Here is a 14,711-nt window from a genome sequence, read left to right as displayed (position 1 = left end):
GAAGGTGGAGCGAATGCTCTGCCTTTTGTGTTATACTGAAATGGAGGAAAACCATATTCAATTATGAATTGTGAATTATGAATTAATCGGAGAGTCGATGATGGCAAAAGTCAAAAGCACCTACGCATGCACCGCCTGCGGCTATGAAAGCCCCCGGTGGGTCGGACGCTGTCCGGGCTGCGGCGCGTGGAATACTTTGGAAGAAAGCCTGCAGGCTGTCCCGGAGAAAGCCTCCGGCAAGATTGCCGCGAACCAGCGGCCGGGTACCGGTGCGAAACCTCTTGCCCTGAAAGATATTCCGGAAGATATCACCGTGCGAACCGGCACCGGGATCAGCGAGCTGGACCGGGTTCTGGGCGGCGGTATCGTAGAGGGCGGCCTGATCCTGATCGGCGGCGATCCGGGTATCGGTAAGAGCACGCTGCTGCTCCAGGTCTGCGATCATCTGGCCAAAAGCGGAAAGCGTACGCTGTATATCAGCGGCGAAGAATCCGCCCGGCAGATCAAGCTGCGCGCGAAACGGCTTGGGATCGAAAGCGATATCTACGTCCTGGCGGAGAACGCCCTGGACGCCATTGAGGAAAAGATCCGGGAGCTCCAGCCGGACACCGCTGTGATCGACAGTATCCAGACCATGTATCGTCCGGAAATGGCCAGTGCTCCCGGAAGCGTCAGCCAGATACGGGAAGGCACAAGCCTGATCATGCGCCTGTGCAAGGAAACCGGGACCAGCGTCTTCCTGGTGGGACATGTGACCAAGGACGGCGCCATTGCCGGCCCGCGGATGCTGGAGCATATGGTGGACGTGGTTCTGTACTTTGAGGGAGACCGGCAGCAGGATTACCGCCTGCTGCGGGCTGTGAAAAACCGTTTCGGTTCCGTAAATGAACTCGGTGTGTTCCGGATGACCGGACAGGGTATGCAGGTAGTGGAAAACCCCAGTGAGGAACTGCTGAGCCACCGGGCCAAGGGAGCCAGCGGAAGCACCGTTTTCTGCGGAATTGAAGGCAGCCGTCCGCTGCTGTGCGACGTCCAGTCGCTTACCAGTCCCACTTTCTACGGAACGCCCCGCCGGGCCGTAAACGGTGCGGACAGCGGACGGGTCGCAATGCTGCTGGCCGTCCTTGAAAAACGTGCCAACCAGCGGACCTATAACCAGGATGTATATATCAACGTTGCCGGCGGACTGGAGCTCAGCGAGCCTGCCGCGGACCTTGCCCTGTGCGTGGCGGTGGCTTCCAGTCTGAAAGAAAAACCTGTCGGCCCCGACATCGCCGTGATGGGCGAAGTCGGCCTGGCGGGTGAAGTACGCACCGTGCCCCAGTGTGAGCGGCGCATTTCCGAATGTGCCCGCCTGGGTTTCACCACCATCATCATTCCCCGGTCCAACGCCCAGCGGATCAAAGCGCCGGAAGGTGTACGGGTGATCGGTGTGGATACCGTCGCACAGGCGTTAAGCGTAGTGTTCTGAAATCCTTCAGAACACTACGCAATGAACAATTAACAATGAATAATGAACAATTGATTTGTTCATCCCGGTGTGGAGGGATCTGAAAAAACTGCTTTCATATACCGGATAATTATCGATAGCGAGGTATGCAATCTTGAGATCAAAAGCAATGGAAAAACTGTTACGCTTCCTGCTGGTGCTGCTGGGAATCGGCGTAGGCCTGGCCGCTGCCCAGCTGGGCCTGGCCCTGTACCGGCTCAGCCATCAGAACGCGGATATCCCCACCTGGGTACCCGTTGCTGCTTATTCCGCTATGGCGGTAGTGGGCGGCCTGCTCCTGCTCCTGCTGAGCCGCCGCATCATCCGGCGCGTGAGCAGCTTTTCCCTGGAGATGCAGAAGGAATTTGACAAAATGCCGGCCAACCAGCTGATCGGCGCGGTTGTCGGCCTGATCCTGGGGCTCATCGTCGCGGCCCTGCTGCGGCAGATGGTCTCCTTCCTCGGTGACGGCGTCGCAGGCGCAGCCCTGACCGCAATCCTGTACCTGACCCTCGGTGCTTTGGGATATAACATCGGAAAACGCCGGAGCCGTGAATTCATCACCATGATCACGCGGCTGTCCGGTGCCCGGGAAAAGAGCAAGATCCGGAAACACGGCTATGCTTCCCGGAAATATATCGACACCAGCGCGATCATCGACGGACGGATCCTGGAGATCGCGAAAACCGGTTTTATCGAAGGAGAGTTTGTGATTCCCCAGTTTGTGGTGGATGAGCTTCAGCACGTGGCCGATTCCTCCGATGATACCCGGCGTGAGCGGGGCAGGCGCGGACTGGAAATCCTGCGGGAAATGCGGGACAGCCTGAAACAGCTGGTGATCGATCCCGCCGACATTGAAGACATCCAGGATGTGGACGTCAAGCTGCTTCGGCAGGCCCGGGACTGCGGCGGTACCGTGATTACAGTGGATTATAACCTGCAGAAGGCCGCTGCTGTCAGCGGTGTGAAAAGCCTGAACGTGAACGAACTGGCGGAAGCCTTCCGCCCGGCAGTGGTCCAGGGCATGGAAATGCGGGTCCGCCTGACCAGGGAAGGCAAGGAAGCCGGCCAGGGCGTCGCGTACCTGGATGACGGTACCATGATCGTTGTGGAAAACGCGAAATCCCTTGTCGGTGAAGAGTCTGACATCCTGGTCACCAGCGTCCTGCAGACCTCAGCCGGCCGCATGATCTTTGCCCGCCTGAAAAACTAATTCATAATTCACAATTCATAATTCATAATGATTTTGTTTCACCCACACATAAGGCAGCGATTCGATATGAAACGCTGCTTTTATTATTCGCGCAGTATCCATAATTATGAATTGTGAATTATGAATCATGAATTGCAATAAAATAAGGCCTTTCGGCCTTATTTTATTGCAGTATGCTGTTTGTCACCTCGTCCTCGTACTGCCTGGTATAAAGTCTGTAGTACGCGCCTTTGGCGGCAAGCAGGTCCTGATGGGTGCCCTGCTCCACGATCTTGCCGTCCCGGACCACCAGGATCAGGTCGGCATTCTTTACAGTGGACAGCCGGTGGGCGATCACCAGGGATGTTCTCCCCTTGATTACCTCATCGATAGCGGACTGGATCTGCTGTTCAGTCAGGGTGTCCACGGAAGCGGTCGCCTCGTCCAGAACCAGGATGCGGGGATCCGCCAGGATAGCCCGGGCGAAGGAGATCAGCTGTTTCTCACCGGTGGAAAGCAGGTCACCGCCCTCACCAACGTCTGTATCGATACCCTTTTCCATTTTGGCTACCACCTTGTCGGCGGAGACCAGCTTCAGAGCCCGTTCGATGTCTTCTTCCGATGCGTTCGGGTTGCCGTACAGCAGGTTCTCCCGGATCGTTCCGGAGAACAGGTGCGGCGTCTGCAGTACATAGCCGATGGCGCTGTGGAGCCAGAGCTGGCTCCTTTCCCTGGCATCCCGTCCGTCGATCAGTACTTTGCCCTCCGTGGGCTCAAAGAAGCGGCAGACCAGGTTTACCAGGGTGCTTTTGCCGGCGCCGGTTTCACCTACAATGGCAATATTGCTTCCAAAGGGGATCTTCAGGCTGAAGTGCTCCAGCACGTTCTCGTCTCCGTCCGGATACCGGAAGGTGACGTCCTCAAACTCAATATCCCCGCGGATGGGTTCCCAGTTTTCCTTCTTCGGAGAGAAGGAATCACCGTATTTTTCAATCACTTCCGGCGTATCTGTCACGTCGGATTTTGTTCCGAGCAGCCTTGTGAGGCGCTCGATGTTCACCTGGGTGGTGATCACGTCCGAGATCGCGTCCACGATCCAGCGGACAGGCTCCATCATGCCCTGTGCATAAGACATGAACATGGAGAAAGTACCCACCTCCGAAGCGGCGATCACGCCGCCCTTCCACAGAACAATAGCCAGGGCCATGGAGGAAGCCAGGTGCATGGTCACGGCGAAAGCGCCGCGCAGGCGGGCCGCCCGTACCGAAGTGCTGCGGTATTCCTCCGTGTCTCCCACGAAGTCCTTTTCCATGCGTTCCTCAATCGTCAGGGTCTTGATCGTCTTCGCCCCGGTGATCGCCTCGTTAAAGTCTCCCGTGATCCTTGAATTCAGCTCCCGGATCTGCCGGTTGGCATGGATCAGTTTCTTCTGGAACAGGGAGTAAAGCACGAAGATCAGGGGCAGGATCACCAGTACCATAAGGGCCAGCCTGGCATTGATCACCAGCATGACCACCGCGGCACCGATCACGTAGCTCGTATGCCATACACTGTCCATAAAGGTCCAGGATACGAGGCCGCCAATACGGGAAGTGTCAGACATGACACGGGAATGGATCCACCCTACGCTGTTCTGGTTGAAATAGGAAAAGGACAGGGTCTGCAGGTGGCTGAAAGCCGCTGCCCGCAGGTCCCGGTTGACAGAGACCTCCGTTGTCATGGCGCCCCTGCAGGCAAAAAACGTCGCTACGCCGGCAAGGATGATTGCCGCCACATAGATCACAATGAAAAGCGGCAGGGTATCCAGCGTACCAAGGGCAATAAAGTGATCCAGGGCATAACGCTGGAAAAGGGGCAGGCCGATATCCATACCGGTGCCGATCAGGCCGCCGATCAGCATAACCAGCAGGGTTTTTCTGTATTTCTTCACATAGGGAAGGATCCGCGGAATGCCGAAAAACGGCAGGGACACCGCGTCCTTTTTGATGCTGTCTGTCATCTGCGTCATTCCGCAGTCACCTCCTTCAGATCAGCTGCAGATTCTTTTTCTTTTGTTTCCGGTTCAGCGGAGTATCCCTGTATCTCCATGATCCGGCGGTACAGGCCGTCCTGCCCGGACAGTTCTTCCGGAGTACCCAGCTGGCTGACCTTTCCGTGATCCAGGACCAGGACCTGGTCCGCCTTGGAAAGGGTCGTGATCCGGTGGGAGATCAGGATAATCGTTGCTGAACCAAAGCGCTTCTCCAGCGCCGTGCGGATCTTCGCGTCCGTCTCCGTATCCACGGCGGAAAGGGAGTCGTCAAAGATCATAATGGGCGTGGGCCGGGTCAGCATCCGGGCAATCGCCGCCCGCTGCTTCTGGCCGCCGGACAGGGTTACGCCCCGCTCACCCACAAAGGTGTCATATCCCTTGGTGAAAGACTGGATGGTTTCATCCAGGCACGCCGCCTGAACCGCCGCTTCCAGCTCCTTGTCCCCGAGATCACGGACAGCAATCCCCAGGTTGTCCCGCAGGGTACGGGAGAACAGATAGGGTTCCTGCAGAACGATGCCAATATTACCGCGCAGGTGTTCCAGCGCGATCTTTGAGATATCCGTGCCGCCGATGGTGATCTTTCCGCAGTCAGCGGGCAGGGGATACAGCCGGTCCAGCAGGTACATCAGCGTGCTCTTTCCGGAGCCGGTACCACCGAGGATTCCCAGCGTTGTTCCTGCCGGGATGGTAAAGTTCACGTCATGCAGCATTTCCTTGCTTCCTTCGTAAGCAAAGGTCACATGATCGAAGCAGATATCCCCGTCCATCGGCGGCGTCAGCGCGCCTTCCGGATCTTTCTCTTCCTCCGCGTCCATGATATAGCCGATACGGTCAATACCGACGCCGGCCTTGGACATCTCGCTCAGCATCCGGCCCAGCTGGCGTACCGGCCAGACCAGCATGCCATTATAGCTGATAAAGGCGATATACTCGCCGCTGGTCATGCTGCCCCGCAGGCAGAAAAGCACACCGAAAATCACAACCAGCATGATCTGGATGCCGGAAAGGATATCGGAAGAGGACCAGAAGAAGCTCATCAGCCGGCCCAGCTTCACCCACAGGGAGGTGTAATACTCATTATGCTTTTCAAACCGGTCCCGCTCATAGCGTTCCCGGCCGAAGGCCCGCACCACCCGCACGCCGGTCAGGTTTTCCTGGGCCATGGCGGAGAGCTTTCCCTCGTTTTCATCACATTCCTCAAATCCTTTGCGGAACTTCCGGTGGAAAAACAGGGAATACCAGATGATCACCGGCAGGGGAGCCATGGCGATCAGCGTCAGGGAGCTGTTCATGGAAAACATGAAGCTCATGCTCATGACCAGCAGGATTCCGATTCGGATGAGGTTTGTCATCTGCTCGGAAATGAAATTCCGGGTTGTTTCAATATCACTGGTACACCGCTGGATGATATCCCCGGTGTGGTTGCTCATATGCCACTGGAAGGGGAGCCGCTCAATGTGGCCAAAAAGGGTATCCCGCATGTTTTTGACCAGCCTCTCACTGGCTTTCACATCGGAAACGCGGAATAAATACCGGGCCACGGCGCAGATCCCCGCCACAACAAGCACAGCCAGCGCCATGATCCACATCCGGCCGCGCAGCGCTTCCGCGCCGCCCAGGGAAGTGATCATGTTCTGCACCACAGGGGCCAGGTTTTCCGTTGATGCTCCGCCTATGATATTGTCAATTGTGATACGGATTATCTGGGGAACGATCATCTCGCCCAGCGAAACCAGCGCTGAGCAGGTCATACAAAGAATGAATAAGGCTTTGCTGCCCTTTAAAAACCGCCAGATCAGTCTGCCCCGGCCCTTCCGGGGCTTAATATGATCCTTGGTCTGAATATTTTCCATATATATGTCTCCTTGCAGTCAGTTTATGGTTTTTCGTTTCCCTGACCCGAAGGATGGCATAAAAACTGCCCGCCGTCGGTTCTCCGACAGCGGGCATGATTTTCGCAACTTGTACTTTGCTTGTCGTTCCGGGTTCAACCAAAGGATTCTTTTCAGATCAGGCTTACGCCTGTATCAAGAGATCCCTCGACTGCGCTCGGGATGACACTGACGTGTCACTTCAGTTCAGCGAAGTACTTGATGGTGCGGACCATCTGGCTGGTGTAGCTGTTCTCATTGTCGTACCAGGACACGACCTGCACCTGATAGGTGTCTTCGTCGATCTGGTTGACCATGGTCTGGTTGGCATCGAACAGGGAGCCATAGGTCATGCCGATGATATCGGAGGAAACGAGTTTCTCGGTGGTGTAGCCGAAGGATTCGGAAGTCTGAGCCTTCATAGCGGCGTTGATAGCTTCCTTGGTCACATCCTTGCCCTTAACAACGGCCACCAGGATGGTGGTGGAACCGGTGGGCACGGGCACACGCTGGGCGGAGCCGATCAGCTTGCCGTTCAGTTCGGGGATAACCAGGCCGATAGCCTTGGCAGCACCGGTGCTGTTGGGCACGATGTTGGCGGCGCCGGCACGGGCACGCTGCACGTCACCCTTGCGCTGCGGGCCATCCAGGATCATCTGGTCGCCGGTGTAAGCGTGTACGGTGGTCATGATACCAGCCTGGATCGGGAAGGTATCGTTCAGAGCCTTGGTCATGGGAGCCAGGCAGTTGGTGGTGCAGCTGGCAGCGGAGATGACCGTGTCTTCGGGCTTCAGGGTCTTGTGGTTTACGTTGTAAACGATGGTGGGCAGGTCGTTACCGGCAGGAGCGGAGATAACAACCTTCTTGGCGCCCGCTTCGATATGAGCAGAAGCCTTTTCCTTGGAGGTGTAGAAACCGGTGCACTCGAGCACGACGTCTACGCCCAGTTCGCCCCAGGGGCACTCTTTAGCGTCCTTGATGGCATAGATGGTGATCTCTTTGCCGTCAACGATGATGGAGTTCTCGGTCGCTTCGACGGTGTGCTTGTTCTCACCGATCACGCCGCAGTAGCCCTTCTGAGCGGTGTCATACTTCAGCAGGTGAGCCAGCATCGCGGGGCTGGTCAGGTCGTTGATCGCAACGACATCATAACCAGGAGCGCCGAACATCTGACGGAACGCAAGACGGCCGATACGGCCAAAGCCATTAATCGCAACTTTAACTGCCATGGAAAAAACCCTCCTCTAAATAGTCGCTTTCGCATTTATAAGGTCCGCATGGTATTGTACCTGTTTTTCCCTTGTTTTGCAACAGTTTTTTGTTCTGCTCCGGGTTTTTCGGCTCCGGATCAGCCCTGTTTTTTCAATCTCTTCCGGCTTTTGTGCAAAATGGGCGCGAATCGTTGAAAAAAGCTCAAATTCCTTGACTTACAGGAATCAGAATGATATGCTGTAAACTACGGTAAGTCCGTATATAATTATGGATATTTTATGGAGGAGGTCTATACCCATGATGGAAAACATCCCCGTCATCAAGCTGGGACTCGTCGCCGTCAGCCGCGACTGTTTCCCCATCGCGCTGAGCGAAAAGCGCCGTGCCGCCATCGCTGAAAAGTGCGGCCAGAAGAAACTGGATTTCGTTGAGATCAAAACCACCGTTGAGAATGAAAAAGACATGCTCAAGGCTGTGGAAGAGCTCAACGCCGCCGGCTGCAACGCCGCCTGTGTGTTCCTGGGCAACTTCGGCCCTGAAACCCCTGAAACCCTGATCGCCCGTTACTTCGACGGCCCCGTGATGTTCGTGGCTGCCGCTGAAGGCGACGGAGACATGATCAACGGCCGCGGCGACGCGTACTGCGGTATGCTGAACTGCTCCTATAACCTGGGTATGCGCCACCTGAAGGGCTATATCCCGGAATATCCCGTGGGCAACGCTGAAGAACTGGCCGACAAGATCGCCGAGTTCATCCCGATCGCCCGCGTTATCGTCGGACTGAAGAACCTGAAGATCATCACCTTCGGGCCCCGTCCCCAGGACTTCTTCGCCTGCAACGCCCCCATCAAGGGTCTGTATGAGCTGGGCATCGAAATCGAAGAAAACAGCGAGCTGGACCTGCTGGTCAGCTACAAGGAACATGCCGGCGACAAGCGCATTCCTGCTGTCTGCGAAGACATGAAGAAGGAAATGGGCGAGGGCAAGTACTACGACGATATGCTCGAGCGTATGGCCCAGTTTGAACTGACCCTGCTCGACTGGGCAGAAGCCCACAAGGGCGCCCGGAAGTATGTGGCCTTTGCCGACAAGTGCTGGCCCGCCTTCCCGTCCCAGTTTGGCTTCGAGCCCTGCTACGTTAACAGCCGCCTGGCCTCCCGCGGCATGCCCGTATCCTGCGAAGTGGATATCTACGGCTGCCTGAGCGAGTACATCGGCGCCTGCCTGACCGGTGATGCCGTGACCCTGCTGGACATCAACAACAGCGTTCCGGAGTACATCTACGACAAGGACATCAAGGGCAAGTTCGACTACACGCTGCATGACACCTTCATGGGCTTCCACTGCGGCAATACCCCCAGCTGCAAGATGTGCGCTGACCGCGCGATCAAGTATCAGCTGATCCAGCACCGCCTGCTCGAGCCCGAAGGAAGCGAACCGGACTTCACCCGCGGCACCCTGGAAGGCGACATCGCTGCCGGCCCCATCACCTTCTACCGCCTGCAGTGCGACAGCGAAGGCGATGTTCGTGCCTACCTGGCTGAAGGCGAAGTGCTGCCCGTAGCCACCCAGTCCTTCGGCGGCATCGGTATCTTTGCCATCAAGGAAATGGGCCGCTTCTACCGCCACGTGCTGGTTCAGAAGCGCTATCCGCATCACGGCGCTGTTGCGTTCGCTCACTGCGGCAAGCTCCTGTTCGAAGTGTTCAAGTACCTGGGAGTCAAGGATATCGCCTGGAACCAGCCCAAGAACCTGCCTTATCCCACTGAAAATCCCTGGGCTTAATCCACAAACAAAAAGACCGCTTCGGCGGTCCTTTTTCGTTTTGGAAAATGCACAATGCATAATGCATAATGCACAATGAAAGATACTTTTTCCTGGCGGACAGATCCAAAGGATGATACTGACTCATGTATGTATTCAAATATTACAGCGGTGGGAATGGATCATTCTGAATTCTGAATTCTTAATTCTGAATTAAACCTCCGGTGGGGATTGATTATCAAATCATGGAATTTTCTTGCAAAAATCAGTCGCTCCTGTGGATAATATGTGGCAAAAATTTGACAAAAGTGGGAAACAGTGTTACACTTCTGTTCAATGAAACGGTTCGCTGCCTCTCCCTTCAGGCGGCTTTGAGATAGATGATTTGTCTTGTACACCCTTTGGCCGGAAAGACAAAGGATGCTATTTACGATGCCGTGGAGGTGCGCATCTGCGTGGAGCAAGATCTCTTAATTACTCATTATTACCACAGTGGTTTTTCAGTCGCGAGCGAGCGTACGCTGGTTGTTTTTGACTACTGGCGGGGTGAAAAAGCGGAACTTCCTCCGGACAAACAGCTGACCATTGAAAAACTCAAAGCATTTGAAAATGTATTTGTTTTCATCAGCCATGAGCATATAGACCACCTGGACCCGATCGTCTTCACCTGGGGTGAAGCCGGGAATGTTTCCTATATCGTTTCCTCGGATATGCCGGTAGGCACCCGGGGTAAACGAATGGCACCGGGAGATACCCTGAAGCTTTCAGACGAACTGACAGTCACCGCGTTTGATTCCACAGACCTGGGTGTCAGCTTCCTGGCTGATTTCTGCGGTATCCGTATTTTCCACGCCGGGGACCTGAACTTCTGGCACTGGCGGGAAGAATCCACCATGCAGGAAATTGAGGAAGCGGATGCTGAATTCCGCAAAGCAGTCCTCCCGCTGTCCAAAGAACAGATTGACGTTGCCTTCTTCCCGGTGGATCCCCGGCAGGGTGCCATGTTTGAAGCCGGTGCCAATTATTTCATCCTTAGTGTCAAACCCCGCATCCTGATTCCGATGCATTATTTCCACCGTGCCGATACAGCTGTGGATTACGCGCGTACAGCAAGCTGCCGCACCACGGAAGTCATTGCCATGCCCGGATACGGAGACAGGATCCGGATCCAGTCGGACGAAGACCACTACCTGAATGTCTCCTTCCCGTCAGACGGCGAAGAACAGCCTGAAGAGGAAGACATCAGCCTGTATGGCAGCGACGCGGACCTGCCTGCGGGCGATGAGGATACCCTGCTTTCCGAAGACGACCCGTTCCTTGAAAGCGACCTCCCGGTATCCTACCTGGCGGAAGAGGAAGACCAGAACCCTGAATCCGGTGATTCATGACGGTTTCAGACATTATCCACAAGTTATCCACAGTTTTGCACAAGCGTTTCAGAATTATAAACGATCCACGGAAGCGTTGATTTTCCTCACTTCCGTGGATCGTCTTTTTATAACTGCTTATATTGTAAGGCTTCACAGGTTGTGGATAACCTGTGAGTTTTTTTAAGGGGAATTACAGGGGAAAAACCCTCCGGATTATGCTTTTGAAAGCATGTACGCCTTATCCACAGACAGTGCATAAAGCCAGCTTTCCAGAACCGGTCTGCCTGTCAGTTGTTTCAGCGCCAGGGCATACCATTCCAGCTGAGGGCGGTATTCCTCCATAAACGCTTTTTCATCCCGGATCCTGTCCGTTTTATAGTCCAGCAGGATCCATCCTTCTCCCTCCCGGAAGGCACAGTCGATCATGCCCTGCACGATCATGCCGCGGTCCTGAACATACAGGTTAAAATCCCATTCCCTGTGTATTTCCGGACTGGCCAGCATCCGCTGCCCTATATCGGAAGTGTAGAAGCGGCTGATGGCTTCCGGGCGGATCCATTCCGCTTCCTCCGGTGTAAATACCTGTTCCTTTGCCAGGTGATCAATAAGCGCTTTCAATTGTTCCGGATCCGATCCGCCCTCCCGGCGTACTGCATCCAGATCCGCCAGGCAAAGGAAACGGTGTACGACCGTACCCCTGGCCGCTCCGTCCGCTTCAGCCGTTATACCGGACAAATCCGGCCTTATGCCGCTGCGATACCGGTTCAGGAACTTTTCCACATATTCCGGAATCCGTTTTTCTTCCGGAGTCTGTTCCGTGTCCTCCATAAAGATCCGGTTACGCGCTTTCCGCAGCACAGACGTTACGGAGTATTTTTTCAGTTGGTTTTCCGCCCTGCTGACTTCATTTCTGTCCGGAACAGTCTTCCACATTTCATCCACAGGCGGTGCAGAAAGCAAGGTTTCAACCCATGGCTGCAGGTTGTGGAAAACTTTCGGACTTTCCACATTTTCCTGTTGAATACTGTCAAGAATCCTTATTTTCCAAGGCTTTGAGCCCTGTGTAAAGGTTGTGGATTTCTTGTCTTCATCGTACAGGGCAGGCATAATCAGATCAAGGTAATCTGCCGCAGCAAGCGTCCGATGATCACCTGACGGCATGTGCCAGAGCGACCTGTCCTGTACCGCCCCGACAAGGAAGAGTTTTTCCTGCGCACGGGTAACAGCGACATACAGGAGGCAGATTTTTTCTGCCTTCACATCATGATTCTTTTTCCATTCGAAAATCTCATCCGCCGCTGTTTTCCGGGATAAACGGCATTCCGGAACTTTATAGCGCAGACAGACGCCCAGTTCTTCATCCAGCTGAACAATACTGCCCGGTTTTCCTTTCAGGCCTTTTTCCAGGCCCAGGCAGAATACCACCGGGAACTGCAGTCCTTTGGATTTATGCATGGTCATGATCCGGACCAGGTCGTCCTCGTTTCCCAGGGCCGAAGCCGCCTGCAGTTCTCCGCCGGCAGCCTGTTCCGAAAGGAAGCCAAGGAATTCCCGGAGCGTGCAGACATTCCGTTCCGCCGCCTTTTCAGCCTGCAGGCAGAAGCTTCTCAGGTTTTTCTGGGCGGACAGTCCATGATCTGTAGCACCGAAGATCGCGCACAGGTCTGAATCTTCCACCAGATACCAGAGAAAGACCGGCAGCTGAATCCGTCTGGACTGGAACCGCCACTCCTCCAGCCTTTTGATCACTTTCCGGACTTTGTTTCCGATCAGGCTGTCCTGTTCCGCGGCCGCCTCAAAAGCCTGCCAGAAAGGAATATCCCTTCCTGTTTTCATCAGGCGGACAGCGCTCAGCTCCTCCTCCGAAAAATCAAAGGGCGGATTCACAAGCACCGTCAGCAGGGGCAGATCCTGATGCGGATTGTCCAGCAGCATCAGCAGGTTCCGGAAAACCTCCACTTCCTGCTGTTCAAAAAAGGAACCTTTCCCGTCAAAGAAAACAGGAATGCCCTTGCTTTTCAGCATTTCAGTCAGTTTCGGACCATCCGTGCTGACTTCCGGCATCAGGATCACGATATCCCGGAAACGACACTTTTTATCCGCGACCATCTCCAGGATCTCATTCGCTGTATGATTCGCGACAGCTTCCAGCTTAGTCTGATCTTCTCCCGGCTCGAGCAGGTCGACCATCACCGGTTCATATCCCGTACAGTCTGTTCTGCCGGTTTTCAGTTCATCCTCCGGCGCGTATTCCAGATCCGCGGCTTCCTTCCGCATGACGTCCCGGAAAATCGTGTTTGCCGTTTCAAGGATTTCCGGCCTTGAACGATAGTTCTCCTGCAGGAAAATACACTCGTCCGCGTCTGGTCCCCTGTCTGTAATCCTGGACAGGAAGAGTTTCGGATTGGCCAGCCGGAAACGGTAGATGCTCTGTTTAACGTCTCCCACCATAAACAGGGAGGAATCCTCCCCTGCCAGCGCCTGGATCAGCGCATCCTGCACAGAGGATATATCCTGACATTCATCCACAAAAATACGCTGCCACCGGTTCCTGACCGCGGCCCGGCCGGCCTCATCCTTCAGGATCCCCAGAGCCTTATGCTCCAGGTCCGAAAAATCAAGGCAGCAGATCCTTGCTTTATTTTTTTCGTATGCGATATGAGTTTCTTCCGTAATCTTTGCCAGGCCCCGCAGCGTATCCCGGATTCCTGAAAATTCCTTTTTCATCCGGTCCTGCTCCGGAAAGATCCATGATTTCAGGCTTGCGCAGGTATCTTTCAGTTCCTTCCGAAGTTCCTGATAGCGTTCTTTCCACGCAATCTCATGATCGTTCAGGTTTTTCAGCGGAGGCACCCTGATAAAATCCTTTTTCAGATCCTCACTGCTGACTTCTTCTCCGTCCCTCCACCTGCATATCGCATCCACAATCGCCTGGTCTTCCTTAAAAACAGGCCGGTATGCCTCCTGCTTTTCATAATCGTCAAACATATCCGCCTGCTGACGCAGGATCACCCGGAGTGACAGGATTTTTTCATCAACCATGCGGGACACAGTCCGGAACCAGGGATGATCTTTATTGATTTCAACAGGCACGTCTTCTGTTTTTTCCCGCAGCCAGCCAAAGGGATCCGGAAGGCTCATGATAAACTGCCATACCGCCGTGACAATCTCCTGAGCCGCTGCCGGTTCATACTGCCGGATAAAAGACAGATAATCCGGATCCTCGTTTTCACGAAGGGTATTGCATGCCTGGCGGAAGGCATCCGCAAAAAGCTGCTCCCGCTGGGCTCCCGTACAGATTCCGAAAACAGGATCAACCCCAGCAAGCTGGAACTCCTGACGGATCAGGTGCTGGCAGAATGCATGGATCGTACAGATCTCCATGACGCCCGCTTTTTCCGCAGCTGCGGCTATCACCGGATCCTTCCGTTCAGACAGAAGACGTTTCCGGATCTTCTCTTTCATTTCAGCCGCCGCGGCGTTGGTAAAAGTGATCACCAGAAAAGAAAAAGGATCTGCCCCTTCCCGAATCAGGCGCACAATCCTTTCGATCATGACCGTTGTTTTACCGCTTCCGGCCGCAGCAGAACAAATGAGTCTTCCGGAAGAAGACCCGATTACCCTTTGCTGATCCTTTGTCCACTGCGGCATGTAAAAAAACCTCCGGTTTCATTATGAATGAACAATTAACAATGAAAAATGAACAATTATATATACTCAACACCTATTGATATCCTGATGAATCTGATTTCCAGATCAATTGTTTCACGTGAAACAA

Annotated in this window: 8 protein-coding genes; 4 read left to right on the top strand and 4 right to left on the bottom strand. The window is 54.5% G+C overall.

Features of this window, described 5'->3' with window-relative positions; genetic code table 11:
• Nucleotides 1-100: 100 nt before the first annotated feature.
• Entirely contained in the window at nt 101-1,471 is a 1,371-nt protein-coding gene (gene radA, locus JYE50_RS12025; protein WP_084097628.1) for a DNA repair protein RadA, read from the top strand.
• 148 nt (nt 1,472-1,619) lie between these two features.
• Nucleotides 1,620-2,702: a PIN/TRAM domain-containing protein gene (locus JYE50_RS12020; protein WP_084097627.1), complete on the top strand. Its 1,083-nt coding sequence runs from the start codon at nt 1,620-1,622 to the stop codon at nt 2,700-2,702.
• 163 nt (nt 2,703-2,865) lie between these two features.
• Here JYE50_RS12020 and JYE50_RS12015 read toward each other — a convergent pair whose 3' ends face one another.
• The 3 genes from JYE50_RS12015 to gap form a co-directional block, all read right to left on the bottom strand.
• The gene (locus JYE50_RS12015; RefSeq protein ID WP_366212569.1) at nt 2,866-4,689 is read right to left on the bottom strand and encodes an ABC transporter ATP-binding protein; all 1,824 of its coding nucleotides are present in this window, start codon (nt 4,687-4,689) and stop codon (nt 2,866-2,868) included.
• On the bottom strand, nt 4,686-6,569 hold the full coding sequence (locus JYE50_RS12010) for an ABC transporter ATP-binding protein (RefSeq protein ID WP_283399265.1): 1,884 nt from the start codon (nt 6,567-6,569) through the stop codon (nt 4,686-4,688). The genes JYE50_RS12015 and JYE50_RS12010 overlap by 4 nt, the downstream gene beginning before the upstream one ends.
• Nucleotides 6,570-6,784: 215 nt before the next feature.
• Entirely contained in the window at nt 6,785-7,816 is a 1,032-nt protein-coding gene (gene gap / locus JYE50_RS12005; protein ID WP_084097625.1) for a type I glyceraldehyde-3-phosphate dehydrogenase, read from the bottom strand.
• Between the two features lie 283 nt (nt 7,817-8,099).
• Between gap and JYE50_RS12000 the strand changes: the two genes are divergently transcribed.
• Nucleotides 8,100-9,584 carry an L-fucose/L-arabinose isomerase family protein gene (locus tag JYE50_RS12000; RefSeq protein WP_084097629.1) on the top strand — a complete coding sequence of 495 codons (1,485 nt, stop codon included), beginning with the start codon at nt 8,100-8,102 and terminating at the stop codon, nt 9,582-9,584.
• Nucleotides 9,585-10,018: 434 nt separating this feature from the next.
• Nucleotides 10,019-10,951 (top strand): MBL fold metallo-hydrolase, encoded by a 933-nt coding sequence (locus tag JYE50_RS11995; protein ID WP_143763701.1) that lies wholly within the window; start codon nt 10,019-10,021, stop codon nt 10,949-10,951.
• 195 nt (nt 10,952-11,146) lie between these two features.
• On the opposite strand, the gene JYE50_RS11990 is transcribed toward JYE50_RS11995, so the two are convergent.
• Nucleotides 11,147-14,584 carry a UvrD-helicase domain-containing protein gene (locus JYE50_RS11990; RefSeq protein WP_084097621.1) on the bottom strand — a complete coding sequence of 1,146 codons (3,438 nt, stop codon included), beginning with the start codon at nt 14,582-14,584 and terminating at the stop codon, nt 11,147-11,149.
• Between the last annotated feature and the right edge of the window lie 127 nt (nt 14,585-14,711).

Origin of the sequence: Aristaeella lactis, assembly GCF_018118585.1 — a bacterium.
Taxonomy (GTDB): domain Bacteria; phylum Bacillota; class Clostridia; order Christensenellales; family Aristaeellaceae; genus Aristaeella; species Aristaeella lactis.
Note: the sequence above shows the minus strand (reverse complement) of the source record. Positions and strands in the feature narration are given on the sequence as shown.